The sequence below is a fragment of the Agromyces sp. NPDC058126 genome (assembly GCF_042884595.1).
Lineage (GTDB): Bacteria > Actinomycetota > Actinomycetes > Actinomycetales > Microbacteriaceae > Agromyces.
In genome coordinates this window covers 174,481-189,251 of sequence record NZ_JBHVTS010000004.1, presented here as the reverse complement: position 1 = coordinate 189,251, position 14,771 = coordinate 174,481, and the positions used below count along the sequence as shown (strand labels likewise).

At 71.5% G+C, this 14,771-nt stretch carries 13 protein-coding genes; 3 read left to right on the top strand and 10 right to left on the bottom strand.

The genetic code is table 11. From position 1 onward, the window contains the following. Positions 1–76: 76 nt before the first annotated feature. From ACFVTR_RS13475 to ACFVTR_RS13455, 5 genes are all read right to left on the bottom strand, one after another. On the bottom strand, positions 77–448 hold the full coding sequence (locus tag ACFVTR_RS13475; RefSeq protein WP_387038015.1) for a hypothetical protein: 372 nt from the start codon (positions 446–448) through the stop codon (positions 77–79). Between the two features lie 67 nt (positions 449–515). Then, positions 516–2,012, bottom strand: a complete 1,497-nt coding sequence (locus ACFVTR_RS13470) for an MATE family efflux transporter (protein WP_387038013.1) — start codon at positions 2,010–2,012, stop codon at positions 516–518. Between the two features lie 109 nt (positions 2,013–2,121). Next, positions 2,122–3,036 carry a methyltransferase family protein gene (locus tag ACFVTR_RS13465; RefSeq protein ID WP_387038011.1) on the bottom strand — a complete coding sequence of 305 codons (915 nt, stop codon included), beginning with the start codon at positions 3,034–3,036 and terminating at the stop codon, positions 2,122–2,124. Then, complete coding sequence (locus ACFVTR_RS13460; protein WP_387038009.1) at positions 3,029–3,559, bottom strand: putative immunity protein; 531 nt, start codon at positions 3,557–3,559, stop codon at positions 3,029–3,031. The genes ACFVTR_RS13465 and ACFVTR_RS13460 overlap by 8 nt, the downstream gene beginning before the upstream one ends. A 33-nt stretch (positions 3,560–3,592) precedes the next feature. Continuing rightward, positions 3,593–4,036, bottom strand: coding sequence for a YdeI/OmpD-associated family protein (locus tag ACFVTR_RS13455; protein WP_387038007.1), 444 nt, complete (start codon positions 4,034–4,036; stop codon positions 3,593–3,595). A gap of 62 nt (positions 4,037–4,098) precedes the next feature. On the opposite strand from ACFVTR_RS13455, the gene ACFVTR_RS13450 reads away from it, so the two are divergent. Beyond that, positions 4,099–4,464, top strand: coding sequence for a cupin domain-containing protein (locus ACFVTR_RS13450; RefSeq protein ID WP_387038005.1), 366 nt, complete (start codon positions 4,099–4,101; stop codon positions 4,462–4,464). Positions 4,465–4,547: 83 nt separating this feature from the next. Here the strand turns inward: ACFVTR_RS13450 and ACFVTR_RS13445 are convergent, their stop codons facing one another. The 4 genes from ACFVTR_RS13445 to ACFVTR_RS13430 are packed head-to-tail and all read right to left on the bottom strand — an operon-like array spanning position 4,548 to position 6,809. Then, positions 4,548–5,312, bottom strand: coding sequence for an ABC transporter permease (locus tag ACFVTR_RS13445; protein WP_386899709.1), 765 nt, complete (start codon positions 5,310–5,312; stop codon positions 4,548–4,550). After that, complete coding sequence (locus ACFVTR_RS13440) at positions 5,312–6,106, bottom strand: ABC transporter ATP-binding protein (RefSeq protein WP_387038003.1); 795 nt, start codon at positions 6,104–6,106, stop codon at positions 5,312–5,314. The genes ACFVTR_RS13445 and ACFVTR_RS13440 overlap by 1 nt, the downstream gene beginning before the upstream one ends. Continuing rightward, a complete protein-coding gene (locus tag ACFVTR_RS13435) occupies positions 6,103–6,468 on the bottom strand; it encodes a DUF1048 domain-containing protein (RefSeq protein ID WP_387038001.1) in 366 nt (121 codons plus the stop codon). The genes ACFVTR_RS13440 and ACFVTR_RS13435 overlap by 4 nt, the downstream gene beginning before the upstream one ends. 2 nt (positions 6,469–6,470) lie before the next feature. Beyond that, on the bottom strand, positions 6,471–6,809 hold the full coding sequence (locus tag ACFVTR_RS13430; RefSeq protein WP_387037999.1) for a PadR family transcriptional regulator: 339 nt from the start codon (positions 6,807–6,809) through the stop codon (positions 6,471–6,473). A 310-nt stretch (positions 6,810–7,119) separates the two neighbouring features. Here ACFVTR_RS13430 and ACFVTR_RS13425 point away from each other — a divergent pair, with 310 nt between their 5' ends. Then, positions 7,120–7,560: an iron chaperone gene (locus tag ACFVTR_RS13425; RefSeq protein ID WP_387037997.1), complete on the top strand. Its 441-nt coding sequence runs from the start codon at positions 7,120–7,122 to the stop codon at positions 7,558–7,560. Positions 7,561–7,723: 163 nt separating this feature from the next. Continuing rightward, on the top strand, positions 7,724–8,920 hold the full coding sequence (gene dinB, locus ACFVTR_RS13420) for a DNA polymerase IV (RefSeq protein ID WP_387037995.1): 1,197 nt from the start codon (positions 7,724–7,726) through the stop codon (positions 8,918–8,920). A 145-nt stretch (positions 8,921–9,065) separates the two neighbouring features. Here the strand turns inward: dinB and ACFVTR_RS13415 are convergent, their stop codons facing one another. Further along, on the bottom strand, positions 9,066–14,744 hold the full coding sequence (locus tag ACFVTR_RS13415; protein WP_387037993.1) for a family 1 glycosylhydrolase: 5,679 nt from the start codon (positions 14,742–14,744) through the stop codon (positions 9,066–9,068). Between the last annotated feature and the right edge of the window lie 27 nt (positions 14,745–14,771).

The window sequence follows — 14,771 nt, the reverse complement described above, 5'->3', positions numbered from 1 at the left end:
TCGGGTGGGCGTGGGTCGTCACCTCGCTGGAGGAGCGTGGTCGGGCGGGCGGTATCTCGGGCTGGTCGCGCCGGTGTCAGCGGGAGCGGGTGAACCGGCTCGCGCCGATGATCATCGCCAGGCCGGCGCCGATCGCCGACACGAGCGGCACCGCGACCACCGCGAGCGCGATCGCGTTGGGGCGGAATCGCAATCCATCGGGTCCGCCGATGTACGCCCCGATCGGCACGGCGTAGCCGCCGCCACCACCGCCGCTGCCTTCGCCCCGACCGCCCGGGTTCTTTTCGGTCTCCGGCATGTCGCCGGAGCCCTCACCCCCGCCGAACCCGAAGGCCACGAGCGCGACCGGAACGAACTCGCGCCCGTCGATCGTCGACTTCTCGCCGTACGCCACCTTCGCGCCCCACCTGGGCACCGAATCCGCCAGGTTCTCGATGAGCTTCGTCATGCGCTCGACGGTACGCTCGTTGCCCGCCCGCGGCTATACCCATCGCGGGGGCCGGAACGCGCGCTGGTCAGCGGCGCTCGACGTTCGACGCGAGGTCGGGGTCATCCTGATCGTCCTCGGCGGGCCGTTGGACCGGCACGGATCCGGTCACGACCGCATCGACGGTCATCGAGCCGTCGACAGGCCCGATCACCGCGATCGGCGTCGTCGGCGTGGGGGCGAGCGGTTCGACCGGCAGCCGCCCGAGGCGACGATGCTCGCGGACGTAGGCGGGCACGAGCAGCGCGACCGAGCCCAGCCAGGCGAGCGGGTTGCTCAGCACGACGCCGACGAAGCCGAACATCGAACCCAGCACGACCGCAGCCGCGACGCGCATCGCGAGCTCGATCACGCCCGTCACCGTCGGCACGACGGTGTAGCCGAGGCCCTGCAGCACGCCGCGGAGCACGAACAGCACGCCGAGCAACGAGTACGTGAAGCCGTCGATGGAGAGCATGAGCGCGGCGGCGTCGACCACGTCGTTCGACCCCTCGCCGACGAAGAGCCGCACGAGCTGCTCGCCGAACATGATGAGCAGTGCGCCGACCGCGACGGCCGCCCCGATCGCCATCCAGGTCGCCTGCACGACGCCACGACGGACGCGGTCGGGTCGCTTGCCCCCGAGGTTCTGCGCGGCGTACATCGACGCGGCCAGCCCGATCGACGAGAGCAACGCGACCGCGATCGACTCGACCCGCGAACCCAGCGTGAAGGCGGCGACCGCGTCGGCGCCGAGCTCGTTGAGCGCCACCTGCACGGTGAGGGTTCCGATCGCGATGATCGAGGTCTGCACGCCCATGGCCATGCCGATGCGCAGGTGCTCGCGCAGCTCGCCGCGCGACACCCGCCAGTCGGCGCGGCGGAGGTGCAGCACGGGCAGGCGGCGGCGCACGTACACGAGGCACAGTGCGACCGAGACGCCCTGCGCGACGACCGTCGCCCACGCCGCGCCCGCCACGCCCCAGCCGAGCGGGCCGACCATGAGCACGACGAGCCCGACGTTCAGCACGCACGCGATCGTCAGGAAGACGAGCGGCGTTCGCGAGTCGCCGAGCGCCCGGATCACCGCCGAGAGGTAGTTGAAGAACATCACGGCTGATGCCCCGAGGAAGCTGACCTGCGTGAACACGGTCGCCTCGACGAGCAGCTCCTCGGGGGTCTGCAGCAGGCGAAGGGTCGGCTCGGCGAGGAACGGGGCGCCGATCGTGAGGCACGCGCTCATCGCGGCGGTGAGCATCGTGCCCGTCGCCACCGAGCGGCGCACGGCGGCGGCGTCGCCCGCGCCGAAGGCCTGCGCCGTCGGGATGGCGAATCCCGAGGTCACGCCCCACGCGAATCCGAGCAGCAGGAACAGCAGCGACCCGGTCGCACCCACCGCGGCCAGCGAGTCGATGCCGAGGTACCGCCCGACCACGATCGCGTCGGCGACCTGGTAGAGCTGCTGCACGATGTTGCCGATGAGCAACGGGGTCGCGAAGACGAGGATGACGCGCCAAGGGGCGCCGGTCGTGAGGGAGGTGGTCATGTGAACTCTCGGCGGGTCTCTGCGGGGGCTTCAGATGTTTGCGTTGCCAAGAAGCCTATCGAACCGATTCGACACGACGAGCCCGAATTTCGTCCGAATCGCCCGTCGATCACCCCGGGATCGGGACCGGCGCGCGGCGAGGCACCCAGCACCGCACCGCCGCCCGGTACCGGCGGAACTCGTCGCCGAAGCGCGTCTCGAGTTCAGCCTCCTCGAGCGGGCGCACCACGAAGTTCCAGAACAGCCCACCAGCGATCGCATAGACGACGACCAGCCACGAGCCGAGCATGAATCCCACCGCGACCCCCTGTGCGATGCCGGCCACCGCCATCGGGTTGCGCACGAATCGATACGGCCCGGCGATCACCAGGAGGTTCGCCGTCGCCGCGGGCAGCGGGGTGCCGGCGCCCCTGGTCGACATCGCGACCGCCGACCAGATGCCGAGGGCGCTCGCGAGCACGAACACGACGGCACCGAACGGCAGCAGCCAGTCGGGGGCGTCGACCTCCAGCCCCCATCGCCGTTCGAGCCAGGCGATCACGACCGGCACGACCCCGAGCAGGAGTCCCCAGAAGACGACGATCTGCGCCGCGGTCGCCGCGAGATGCGCGCCCGGCTTCGCCGTCGCGACCGCGCGACGGAACCGGAACGGTCCGACGAGCATCCACTCGGTCGGCACACGTCCCAGCACCATCAGGCTGAGCGCCACCACAGATGCCACGGACGCCGCCCCCATCAGCAGCACGCCCCATCCGGCCTCGCCGGCGACGGTCGCGTACACCGCCAGGGCGCCGGTGACGATGAGCGTCCACCCCGTCGCGACGAACGCCGCCGCACGCGCGCCGCAGGCCGCGACGGCCGAGGCGCCGACGAAGAGCGGGATGTCGAGCACGGCGACGACCACCGGATCGAGTCCGCCGAGCGTGGCCTCCCGCACGAACGGAATCGTGAACACCGCAAGCCACCATGCCAGGCCGGCGACGGTCTGCACCGCGAAGTACGCCCGACCGAGCCGTTCAGTCATCGAACACGTGCCAGCAGATGGGGCTCCGACGCAGCTGGTCTTCCAGCACGAGCTCGCGGATCACGGGCGGCAGCTGCGCGCGCTGCCAGTCGCGCTCCGCGAGCCGGGCATGCTCCGCGGCATCCGCACCGCCCTGCTCGACGGTCGCGGCGACCGCCGCCCTGATCGCATAGGCCGCCGACCCGAGCTCGTGCTCGGCGACATGCGCGACCGCCACGGCCTGCCCCACCGACAGCGCGGCGAACTTCACCGACGCCGGCTGGTCGCGACCGGCGGCGTTCGCGTGGAACGCCGCCTGGTGCGCCTCGCGCATCGGCACCTCACCGCGTACCCAGGCGCGGGCGACCTCGAGCACCTCGCGCGGGCGCGGGTCGTCGGGCCGGGCGCGCTCGAAGAGCGGCAGCACATGCTCTGAGCAGGCGATCGCCCACTCGGCGAGCCGACGGTGGTCGTCGTCGCTCAGGGTTCCGCCGCGGCGGATCGTGATGAGCCGCGGATCGCGCTCTTTCGGAAGGATCGGCACCCTGCCATTCCTACCACCGGGCGGATCGCAGCCTCAGGCGCCGCGCAAGTCGGCGATCAGCTTCTCGACGCGGCGCACGCGGGTGTCGGCGCCCTTCGCCTGCTCGATCACGCGCACGTGCTGGCGCCGCTGGCTCAGGGTCAGCGCGTCGAACGCCGCGCGCGCCGCCGGGTCGGCCCCGAGGGCCTCGCTGAGCTCGGTCGGCTCGTCGACCGTGATCGGCTCGGTGTCGAGTTCGAGCCCGATCTCGACCTCGTCGCCGACCTGTGCACCGGTCGCGGCCCGGTTCGCGTTGCTGAAGCCGATGAGGTCGCGCCCGCGCATGATCGCGATGCGGGTGCGCCACGAGTGGTCGCCGATCGTGACGACGACGCGCGGGCGCTTGCCGCCGCCGAGCGCCTCCACGACCTCGGGCGGCACCTCGAGGCCGCGCATCTTCTCGTGCGGTTCGACGATCGCGGTGAACTGCGCTGCCATGGGCCCATCCTGCCGCAGGCGATCCCTCGCGGCATCCGACCCACCCTCGTAGGCTCGACCACGTGAGCGAAGACGTACGCAATCTCAAGACCGCCCTCGCGTCGATCGCCGAGCCCTGGCAGCCGCACCGGCTGGTGAGCGTCGACGAGACCGACGTCAAGGTGGTGAAGCTCCACGGCGAGTTCGTCTGGCACACCCACCCCGACGCCGACGAGCTGTTCCTGGTGCTGAGCGGCGAGCTCACCATCCAGCTGCGCGACCGCGACGTCGTGCTCGGCCCCGACGACGTCTTCGTGGTGCCCAAGGGCGTCGAGCACTGCCCGCGCGCCGACGCCGAGGTGCACGCCGTGCTCATCGAGCGCCGCGGCACCGTCAACACCGGCGATGCCGGGGGCGAGCGCACCTCGCCGCTGCGCGAGCTCGACTGACCGATCTCACCGGTGAAACGACGACGCCGCCCGCACCCCGTGAGGGGCCGGGCGGCGTTCGTGGTGGAGCACCGAGCACGGCGTCAGCTCATCTTGCGCTTGTAGATCGCGATCGCCCAGACGTACGCGACGACGAGGATGCCGACGAGCCAGGCCAGTGCGACCCAGATGTCGCTGCCCACGGGCTGGCCCGCGAACAGGGCCCGGATCGAGTTCACGATCGAGGTGACCGGCTGGTTCTCGGCGAACCAGGCGACCGGGGCGGGCATCGAGTCGGTCGGCACGAAGGCCGAACTGATGAACGGGAGGAAGATCAGCGGGTAGCTGAACGCGCTCGCGCCGTCGACGGTCTTCGCCGAGAGGCCGGCGATCACGGCGAGCCAGGTCAGGGCGAGGGTGAAGAGCACGAGGATGCCCGCCACCGCCAGCCAGACCGCCACGGATGCCCCGGTGCGGAACCCCATGAGCAGTGCGACGCCGATGACGATCGCGACCGAGATCAGGTTCGAGACGAGCGAGGTGAGCACGTGCGCCCACAGCACGCTCGACCGGGCGATCGGCATCGACTGGAACCGCTCGAAGATGCCGCCCTGCATGTCGAGGAACAGCCGGTACGCGGTGTACGCGATGCCCGACGCGATCGTGATGAGCAGGATGCCGGGGAGCATGTAGTCGATGTACGACTCGTCGGACCCCGTGTTGATCGCCCCGCCCAGCACGTAGGTGAAGAGCAGCATCAGCGCGATCGGCGTGACCGCGGTGGTGATGATCGTGTCGGGGCTGCGGAGGATGTGGGTCAGCGAGCGACCCGTGAGAACTCGGGTGTCGCTCAGGACGTGGGTGGTCATCATGAATCCTTTCCGTTGTCGTTGCCGGCGTCGGCGCCGGCGCCGACGAGCGTGAGGAAGACCTCTTCGAGCGTCGGCTGCTTCTCGACGTACTCGACCGTGGCGGCCGGGAGGAGCTGCTTGAGTTCGGCGAGGGTGCCGTTCTGGATGATTCTGCCTTCGTGCAGGATCGCGATGCGGTCGGCGAGCTGCTCGGCCTCGTCGAGGTACTGCGTGGTGAGCAGCACCGTGGTGCCGCGGTCGGCGAGCTCCTTGACGGTCTGCCACACCTCGATGCGCGCCTGCGGGTCGAGGCCGGTGGTCGGCTCGTCGAGGAAGATGATCGGCGGGTTGCCGATCAGGCTCATCGCGATGTCGAGGCGGCGGCGCATGCCGCCCGAGTACGTGGCGGCCTTGCGGCCGCCCGCGTCGGTGAGCGAGAACCGGTCGAGCAGTTCGTCGGCGATCGCACCCGGGTTCTTGAGGTGTCGCAGCTTCGCGATGAGCACGAGGTTCTCACGGCCGCTGAGCACCTCGTCGACCGCGGCGAACTGCCCGGTCAGGCTGATCGACTCGCGCACGTCGCCGGGTGCCCCGGCGACGTCGAAGCCGTGCACGGTCGCGGTGCCGGCGTCGGACTTCAGGAGCGTCGACAGGATGCGCACGAGCGTGGTCTTGCCGGCGCCGTTCGAGCCGAGGAGGGCGAAGATGCTGCCCCGCGCGACCTCGAAGTCGACGCCCTTCAGCACCTGGAGGTCCTTGAAGGCCTTCTCGATGCCCTGGACCCGGATGGCGGGTTCGGTGACGGTGGTCATGACTGCTCCTTCTTCGCCTCGTCGATCGCCGAGTTCAGGCGAGCGCGCTCCTTGTCGATCCACTGCTTGCCGCCGTACGCCTGGGTGAACTCCTCGGCGAAGGCGACGGGGTCGTCGCCGACGATCTCGCTGACGGGCGTGCCGTCGATCGCCGCGCGCTCCCACAGGTCGGCGAAGTCCTCGAGCATCTTCACCATGGTCTCGCCGTCGGTGATGCCGCCGGCGTACATGAAGTACCGGTCGAGCGCCTTGGCGCTGCCGCGGTAGGGCTCGGGGAGGGCCTCGATGCGCGCCTTGTACTGCTTGTACTGCTTCTTCTGCTCGAGCGATCCGGTGAGCGCTTCGATCCACTTCGCGGCCATGATCAGTTCTCCAATTCGTCGGTGTCGTGGAGCTGTTCGATACGTTCTGCGAGGAAGCTCCATGTCCTCCAGAACTCTGCGAGTTCGCCTCGGCCCTGCTCGTTGAGCGTGAAGACCTTGCGCGGCGGGCCCTTCTCGGAAGGCACCTTCTCGACGTCGACGAGACCGCGCTGCTCGACCCGGACCAGGAGGGCGTAGATCGTGCCCTCGGCGATGTCGGTGAACCCGCGCTCTCGCAGCCTCGCCGTGATGTCGTAGCCGTAGGCCGGCTGCTCGGCGAGGATCGCGAGGACGATGCCCTCGAGCGTGCCCTTGAGCATCTCGGTCATCTGCTTGCCCATGGAACGCTCCTTTCACTTTCACTACTTAGTGGTGCTGGTAATCAGTGTTGCTGAGTACCACTAGAAAGTAACACTGAGTACCGGTACTTAGCAATACCGAATAGCAAGATTCTCGAAATCCATCGAGGATGCCTCCGCGGAAGCGGCGAACGGCGACGCGGCGCTCGCGATCGGCATCGATCGCAGTCGCGGGTCGCGGGTCGCGGGTCGCGGGTCGCGACCAAGGCGATCAGGATTCGAGAAGCACCCGCCGGCGAAGCTCCGTAGCGTGGTGTTCACACCGCACGACACACACGAGAAGGAGCAGATCATGGCCACCAAGACCGACGGACTCTCGACCGAGGAACGCGCCGCCGTCAAGCAGCGCGCCGCTGAACTGCGGGCGCAGGCGAAGGCCGGCAAGAACCGCGAAGCCGGCGAGAAGGCGATCCGCGAGGCCATCGCCGAGATGCCCGACGAGGACCGGGAGCTCGCCGAGGGCATCGACCGCATCGTCAAGGAGGTCGCGCCGCACCTCATGCCGAAAACCTGGTACGGGTTCCCGGCCTACACCGACGCTGACGGCAAGGTGGTCGTCTTCTTCAAGGCCGCGTCGAAGTTCACCACGCGGTACGCGACGCTCGGGTTCGAGGAGGCCGCGAACCTCGACGACGGCGACCTCTGGGCCACTTCGTTCGCGCTCCTGAAGTGGACCCCCGAGGTCGAGGCGCGTATCGCCGAGGTCATTCGGAAGGCCGGCTCGGACCGCTGATCGCCTCGGCGGGGCCGGCGCCCCCCCCGGGCGGCGGCGCAGTATGTCGGCGGCCCATGCGACGATCCTCCCGTTGATCGAGGCCGCGATCGGGGCGCGATCGCGCCCCGGCTCCCAGTGATCGGTCGACGTACGAACGGCGGATCGAGCGACGGGAGACGCCATGCGAGGCGAGGCGACCGTGCTGCACGCCGACCTCGACGCGTTCTACGCCTCGGTCGAACAACGCGACGCGCCCGCCCTGCGCGGCCGCCCCGTCATCGTCGGCGGCGGCGTCGTACTGGCCGCGAGCTACGAGGCGAAGGCACGGGGGGTGCGCACCGCGATGGGCGGGCGGCAGGCGCGCGAGCTCTGCCCCGACGCCATCGTGGTGCCGCCCCGCATGGACGCGTACTCGGCGGCGAGCAAGGAGGTCTTCGCGATCTTCCGCGATACGACCCCGCTCGTCGAAGGCATCTCGATCGACGAGGCCTTCCTCGAGGTCGGCGGACTGCGCCGGCTCTCGGGGACGCCCGAGGAGATCGCCGTGCGGCTCCGGGCTCGCGTCCGCGCCGAGGCGGGGCTCGCGATCTCGGTCGGCGTCGCGCGCACCAAGTTCCTCGCGAAGGTCGCGAGCGCCGTGAGCAAGCCCGACGGGCTGCTCATCGTCGAGCCCGAGCGCGAGCAGGAGTTCCTGCTGCCGCTCCCGGTCGAACGTCTCTGGGGCGTGGGTGCCGTCACGGCCGAGAAGCTTCACCGCCTCGGCATCCGAACCGTCGGCGAACTCGCCGAGCTGGAGGCCGCGACGGCCGAGCGGCTGCTGGGTCGCGCGGTCGGCGCGCACCTCCATGCGCTCGCCCGCCTGCGCGACCCCCGACCCGTCGACACGACCCGGCGCCGCGGATCCATCGGGTCGCAACGAGCGCTCGGCTCGCATCCGCGGTCGCCCGAGGAGCTCGACCTCATCCTCACGCAGATCATCGACCGGCTCGCGCGCCGGTTGCGGGACCGAGACCGCGCCTGCCGGTCCGTCGTCCTCCGCCTCCGCTTCGGCGACTTCACGAGGGCGACGCGCTCGCGCAGCCTGCGCACGCCGACCGACCGCACCTCGGTGCTGCTGGGCCTCGCCCGCGGTCTCCTCGACGCTGCGCAGCCGCAGATCGACGCCCGCGGCATCACCCTGATCGGCGTGTCCTTCTCACAGCTGTCCCGCTCCGACGAGATGCCCCCTGAACTCCCGATCGACTGGGGCGACGGGCACCGCCTCGACACCGTACTCGACAGCGTGCGCGACCGCTTCGGTGCGACATCGGTCTCCCGCGCCGCCCAGCTCGGCCGCAACCCCGGCATCGAGGCGCCGCTGCTGCCCGAGCACGAGTAGCGCGCCCTTCATCCCGGGTGGCGGGGCACGCGACCTCGGGCCGACACGGGGACGCTCGAGGGGCCGAGCTGCAGCGCTGCCGCGACGGGAGTGCCTCGCGGCGGTCGTGCGGGGCTGCGGAATCCCGCGGCCCCGCACGGGCGGATCACTCGGCGACGGCCTCGAGGCGGTCGGTGAGCAGCTGCGCCGTCTCGGCGGGGATCTGGCCGGCGGCCATCGTGAGCACGGTCGCGAGCGGCATCGCCTTGATCATCCCGAGCATCGGGTGGGTGGCGAGGTCGGGCACGGTCTGCTCGATCACGGTCCGGGTCACGGGGTGGTCGAGCAGGTCGCCGAGCGTGCTCGCCGCGTTCGGCACCGGGCCGGCCGCGGCATCCCGCCCCGCGTCTGCCTGGGCCGCCGGGACCGCCGGGACCGCCGGGACCGCCGGGACGACCGTGCGCGGCACGAAGTCGCTGCGGATCCCGAAGGCGACGTCATCGGGCCCGGCAATACGCAGCCCCGTCGCCGAGCTCGTGATCTCGACCGGCAGGGCGTCGCCGAGGGCGTCGACACCGGTGCCGAGCCGCACGGCGTAGCCGCCGGGTTCGACCGCCCAATCGTGCGACTCGACCGACCAGTGCGCGAACGCCCGCGGCTCGAGGTCGATGGAGATCTCCGTCACCGTGCCGGGCTCGGCGCGGACGACGGCGTAGCCGGCGAGCCAGAGCTCGGGCCGGTCGACCTCCGTCGCGCCCGTCCGCGACAGGTAGGCCTGCACGACCTGCTTGCCCGCGCGGGCCCCGGTGTTCGCGACCTCAGCGGTGACGCGTGCGCCGCCGTCGGCGAGCGCCTCCGCGCTCGCGTTCCCGGTCGTCCAAGTCGTGTAGCCCAGGCCGGAGCCGAAGGCGAGCAGCGGCGCCGGATGTCCCGGGCGGGTCCACGCCCGGTAGCCGATGTCGCCGCGCTCGGCGTACTCGAGCACGCCCTCGGCGGGGTCGACCGTCCACACCGGGACGTCGGCCTCGGCCCGCGGCCAGGTGGTCGGCATCCGGCCGCCGGGCTCGCGGTCGCCGCGGAGGACGTCGGCGAGGGCGTTGCCGAACTCCTGCCCGGGGAACCAGGAGAGCACCACGGCCGCGACCTCGTCGAACCACGGCATGAGCACGGGGGCGCCGGCGTTGACGACGACGATCGTGCGGTCGTTGACGGCGGCGACCCGGCGGACGAGCTCGTCGTGCCCCTCGGGCAGGGCGAGCGTGGCGCGGTCGTAGCCCTCCGACTCGATCACCTCGGTGGTGCCGACGACGACGATCGCGACGTCGGCCTCCCGTGCGGCGGCCACGGCGCGCTCCAGCTCGACCTCGGGCGCGTCGAAGATCTGCTCCTCGCCCAGGGTGAGGGCGGCGAACGGGATTCCGTTCGGGAGGTAGGGGGTCAGCAGTACCTCGAGCTGCACCTGCTGGCCCTCGGCGAACGTGAACTCGACGCGCTGCACCGGCGGGTGCAGCACCGACTCGACCAGGTCGGCGCCGTCGACGGGGTGGACCGTGCCGGAGAAGACGACGTTCCCGTCGATCTTCCACTCCACGCCGCCGAGACCCGAGACGCCCATCCGTCGCGGGCCGTCGGCCGGGGCGACGTAGGTGGTCCGCATGCGGATCTGCGCGGCCCTGGCGAGGTTCGGGTCGGCGAACCAGGCGAACCGGCCGCTCGGGAAGACCTCCGAGGCGAAGACCGATCCGTCGGCGCCGAGGTAGGAGACCTCGACGCCGGGCTCGCCGGCGTGGCGCAGCGCGGTGCCGGGCAGGCGCGTGAGGTCGCTCGCGGGCGGCACGCCGACGGTCGACGTCACGTTCGCGTACGCGGCCCGGATGCCGTCGAGCGGGCTGACCTGGTAGGGCGGGAACACGCCCGCGGACCCGCCGCCCTGCCCCCGGCCGGCGAGCGCATGGTGCCCGATGACGGCGATGCGCTGCCCCTCGTCGGCGAGCGGGAGCAGGCCGGTGTTGCGGGCGAGGACCATGCCGTCGGCGGCCGCTTCGCGGAGGATGCTCGCGACGTCCTCGTCCACCCACGGCAGCGGGGTCTTCGTGTGCGGTGCGGAGTCGAGGGCTCCGACGCGTTCGGCGAGCCTGAGGAGGCGGACCACCTTGTGGTCGATGGTCCGCTCGTCGACCTCGCCGGCGCGGACCGCGGCGAGCAGGGCGTCGCCCCACGGCCCGTCGGGGCCCGGCATCACGAGGTCCTGTCCGGAGGAGGCCGAGGGGACCGTGTCGGTCACCGCGCCCCAATCGGAGATCACGATGCCGTCGAAGCCCCACTCGTCCTTCAGCGGCGAGGCGAGCAGCTCATTGGCCGTGGCGGGAGCACCGTTGACCTGGTTGTAGGAGGACATGATCATCCAGGCGCCCGATGCCACGGCGCGTTCGAACGGGGCGAGGTAGAGCTCGCGCAGGGTGCGCTCGTCGACGCGGACGTCGACGGTGTGCCGGTCGGTCTCGCTGTCGTTCGCGACGTAATGCTTCGGCGTCGTGCCGACGCCCTCGGCCTGCACGGCTTCCACGTACGCCGACGCGAAGGTGCCGGTGAGCCACGGGTCCTCGCTGAACGCCTCGAAGTGGCGGCCGCCGCGCGGGCTGCGGTGCAGGTTGATCGTCGGCCCGAGCACCACGTCGACGCCCTTCGAGCGCGCCTCGGCGGCGATGAGCCGGCCGAGGGTGCGCAGACGCTCGAGGTCCCAGCTGGCCGCGATGCAGCTCGCCGAGGGCAGGCTCGCCGAGGGGTCACGGTCGTCGAGGGCCTGCCCGCGTACGCCCGTCGGCCCGTCGGAGACCACGATGCTCCGCAGGCCGACGGCCCGTTCTTCGTGGAGCGACCACGCGGAGGCGCCGGTCAGCAGCCGCACCTTCTGCTCGAGGGTGAGGCGTGCGACGGTGCCCGCGTGGCGGGAGGCGCTGCCGTCGACCGGTGACCCCGGCGCGAACGACGCGGCACCGGCGGGGATGTCCGCCGCGTTCGTCCGGGCGACCTCGCCGAGCCAGGCGAGGCTGGGCTTCGGCCGACGCTCGAAGGTCTCGCGGTCGACGGCGATGAGCCCGAAGGTGGGCGTCCAGTGCCCCCACTCGTAGTTGTCGAGGGCCGACCAGTGCAGGTACCCCCGCACGTCGATCCCGTCCTCGACCGCGGCGGCGAGGTGGCGCAGGGCCTCGCGGGTGTACTCGATGCGGCGGGCGTCGTCGGCGGTCGCGATGCCGTTCTCGGTGACGAGCAGCGGCTTGCCGGTCACCTCGTGGGCGTGGCGCAGGGCGATGCCGAGGGCGTCGGGGCGGTACGCCCACCCCATGATCGTGTTGTCGGGGTGCGGCGGGTGCGGAACCGGGCCGTCGGCGCCGACCGGCTGGGTCGTGTACGACTGCACGCCGACGAAGTCGTCGTCGCGGGATGCCTCGAGGAACAGATCCTCCCAGGCCCAGTTGACCTTCTCGAACATCGCCTCGTTGCCCACGGTGGGGGTGAAGGCCTGCTGGGCGATCGTCCAGCCGACCTTCGCGGCGGTGCGCTCGCGGAGGATCCGGGTCGCGGCGCGATGCGCCTCGACGAGCCGCTCGCCGAGCGCGGTGTCGGGCATGAGCGGACCGTCCTGGGCGAAGGTGATGCCGCCCGTCAGCGCATCGGCTTCGGCGCCGAGGAACATCTGCATCAGCGCGACCATGTTCGGCTCGTTGATGGTGCAGACCCACTCCACGTCGCCGAGGATCGCCGACACCTTCTCGATGTAGAGGGCCCAGCGCTCGAGCGCGTCGTCGCCCATCCAGCCTCCGGCCTCGGCGAACCAGTACGGCGAGGTGAAGTGGTGCAGGGTCACGACGGGCTCGAGGCCCTTGGCGCGCGCCGTGTCGATCATGCGGCGGTAGTGCGCGAGCTGCGCGTTCGACCAGCGGCCCTTCTCGGGTTCGATCCGTGCCCATTCGATGCCGAAGCGGTAGGCGTTCAGGCCCGCGTCAGCGAGCAGCCGCATGTCCTCGGGGTAGCGGTGGTAGCTGTCGTCCGCGTCGCCCGAGTACTCGGCCATGATCGGCCCGCTTCCCTCCATCCGCCAGATGTCGCTCGAGACGTTGTTGCCCTCGACCTGGTGAGCCGAGGTGGAGGCACCCCAGAGGAAGCCGTCGGGGACGCGTGACATGGAGTTCTCCTTCTGCGAGTGTTCGCCTCGCCAATCGATGGACGGGGCGTGGTGGAACGGGAGGCCCTCGCGTCGCCAGGCCGGCGCCTGCGCGCCGAGGCGCTCGCGAAGGTCCGACCAGTCGCGCGCGGGCCCGGGTGCCCAGGCCCGCTGCGCGAGCCCGGGGAGTCGCGGGAGCAGCAGGAAGCTGAGGTCGTCGAAGCTCTGCACGGTCTCGCACCAGATGGCCGCCTCGAAGCCGACGACGTCGAGCTCGGTGGGCTCGTCGATGCCCGGGATCGGGGCGGTGGCCGACCCCTCGATCGTGACCGCCGGATACCCCGGCATGCCGACGCGGGAGCGTCGGGCCTCGCCATCCTCGTCGGTCGAGGGCTCGGCGTACGGGGCATCGAGGTAGGCGAGCCCGGTGCGCGACATGATCACGCGGGCCCGCTTCTCGACGATCCGCTCGGGGTCGGCGGCGGAGTCGGCGAAGGCGGCGACGATGAGTTCCGCGAGCTGGGGCGGAAGTGCGGCGAGGAACGGGTTCTCCCCCTCGATGGCGGCGTCACCGTCGATCCAGAGCTGGACGAGCTCACCCGGTGCCGAGTCGGCCCGGATGGCCTCCTGCCACCCGACGGGCTCCTTCCCGTGGCCTCGGACGATCTCGCGGGCGCGCTGCACGAACGCGACATGCTCCTCGTGAGGCATCCCGAAGGGCTCGTCGCCGCCGATGTGCAGGAAGCGGCCGGGGGTGAGCGCGGCGACGGCGGAGACGACGTCGTCGACGAAGGCCCACGCCTCCTCCTTCTCGGGGGCGAGGTACTGCGGTCGGTGTTCGCCCGAGGCCAGCAGGGCGATGGCCTCCATCGGGTCGCTCGGGAACGCCCACGCCGTTCCCGACCGCGTCATCTCGGGGTACGCCATGAGCGCCGCCGACGAGTGCCCGGGCAGGTCGATCTCCGGCACGACGGTGATGAACCGCTCCTGCGCGAACTCGACGATCTCGCGGAACTCCGCCTGCGTGAAGTGCGCGCTGCCGGGCGGGGTCAGCTCGGGCCGCGAGGGGATCTCGATCCGCCAGCCCTGGTCGTCGGTGAGGTGCAGGTGCAGCACATTCATGCGGTACCGGTCGAGCAGCTCGATGACGCGCAGGACCTCCTGCTTCGTGAAGGTCGCGCGCACGACGTCGAACGAGAGGCCGCGCCAGGCCAGGTTCGGGCCGTCGGCGATCACTGCCGCGGGCAGCGCCAGCCCCTCGGCATCCCGCTCGCCCTGCTCGGCGAGCGCGACCAGGGTGGTCGCCGCGCGATGGACGCCAGCGGGCGAGGCGCCCGCGACCCGGATGCCGTCGACGGCGAGGATGAGCGAGGAGCGCTCGTCGCCGAGGTCGGCGCCATCTGCCGTGACGCCGGTGGCCGGCGGCACGGCCGCGACGAGCTCGTCGGCCGGGTCGACGGCGAGATGGATGCCGCCGGGTACCTGGTCGCTGACGACCGGCGGAGCCACGGCGACGCCCGCCCAGGCCTCCAGCCGTTCGGCGAGCAGCCGCGCCGACGGAAGCAGCTCGGCGGCGGCGACGGTGAGCGCGGCGCCGGGCCGGATGCGGGCGAGGCCCGGGCATTCCTCGACGGAGCGGGGCACGGGGAGAATGCGCTGGAGCGCGGTGGTGGAGGTCATCTCGTCCTTTCGGTGGGTGCGACGGTT

Excerpts from the sequence above, each read along its gene's own strand:
- ACFVTR_RS13435 (WP_387038001.1), bottom strand. The coding sequence starts at position 6,468 with ATGGCCGCGAAGTGGATCGAAGCGCTCACCGGATCGCTCGAGCAGAAG.
- ACFVTR_RS13415 (WP_387037993.1), bottom strand. The coding sequence starts at position 14,744 with ATGACCTCCACCACCGCGCTCCAGCGCATTCTCCCCGTGCCCCGCTCC.
- ACFVTR_RS13455 (WP_387038007.1), bottom strand. The coding sequence starts at position 4,036 with ATGGCAGCGCAGTTCACCGCGATCGTCGAACCGCACGAGAAGATGCGC.
- ACFVTR_RS13475 (WP_387038015.1), bottom strand. The coding sequence starts at position 448 with ATGACGAAGCTCATCGAGAACCTGGCGGATTCGGTGCCCAGGTGGGGC.
- ACFVTR_RS13430 (WP_387037999.1), bottom strand. The coding sequence starts at position 6,809 with ATGGGCAAGCAGATGACCGAGATGCTCAAGGGCACGCTCGAGGGCATC.
- ACFVTR_RS13465 (WP_387038011.1), bottom strand. The coding sequence starts at position 3,036 with ATGACTGAACGGCTCGGTCGGGCGTACTTCGCGGTGCAGACCGTCGCC.
- ACFVTR_RS13445 (WP_386899709.1), bottom strand. The coding sequence starts at position 5,312 with ATGACCACCCACGTCCTGAGCGACACCCGAGTTCTCACGGGTCGCTCG.
- ACFVTR_RS13425 (WP_387037997.1), top strand. The coding sequence starts at position 7,120 with ATGGCCACCAAGACCGACGGACTCTCGACCGAGGAACGCGCCGCCGTC.
- ACFVTR_RS13440 (WP_387038003.1), bottom strand. The coding sequence starts at position 6,106 with ATGACCACCGTCACCGAACCCGCCATCCGGGTCCAGGGCATCGAGAAG.
- dinB (WP_387037995.1), top strand. The coding sequence starts at position 7,724 with ATGCGAGGCGAGGCGACCGTGCTGCACGCCGACCTCGACGCGTTCTAC.
- ACFVTR_RS13470 (WP_387038013.1), bottom strand. The coding sequence starts at position 2,012 with ATGACCACCTCCCTCACGACCGGCGCCCCTTGGCGCGTCATCCTCGTC.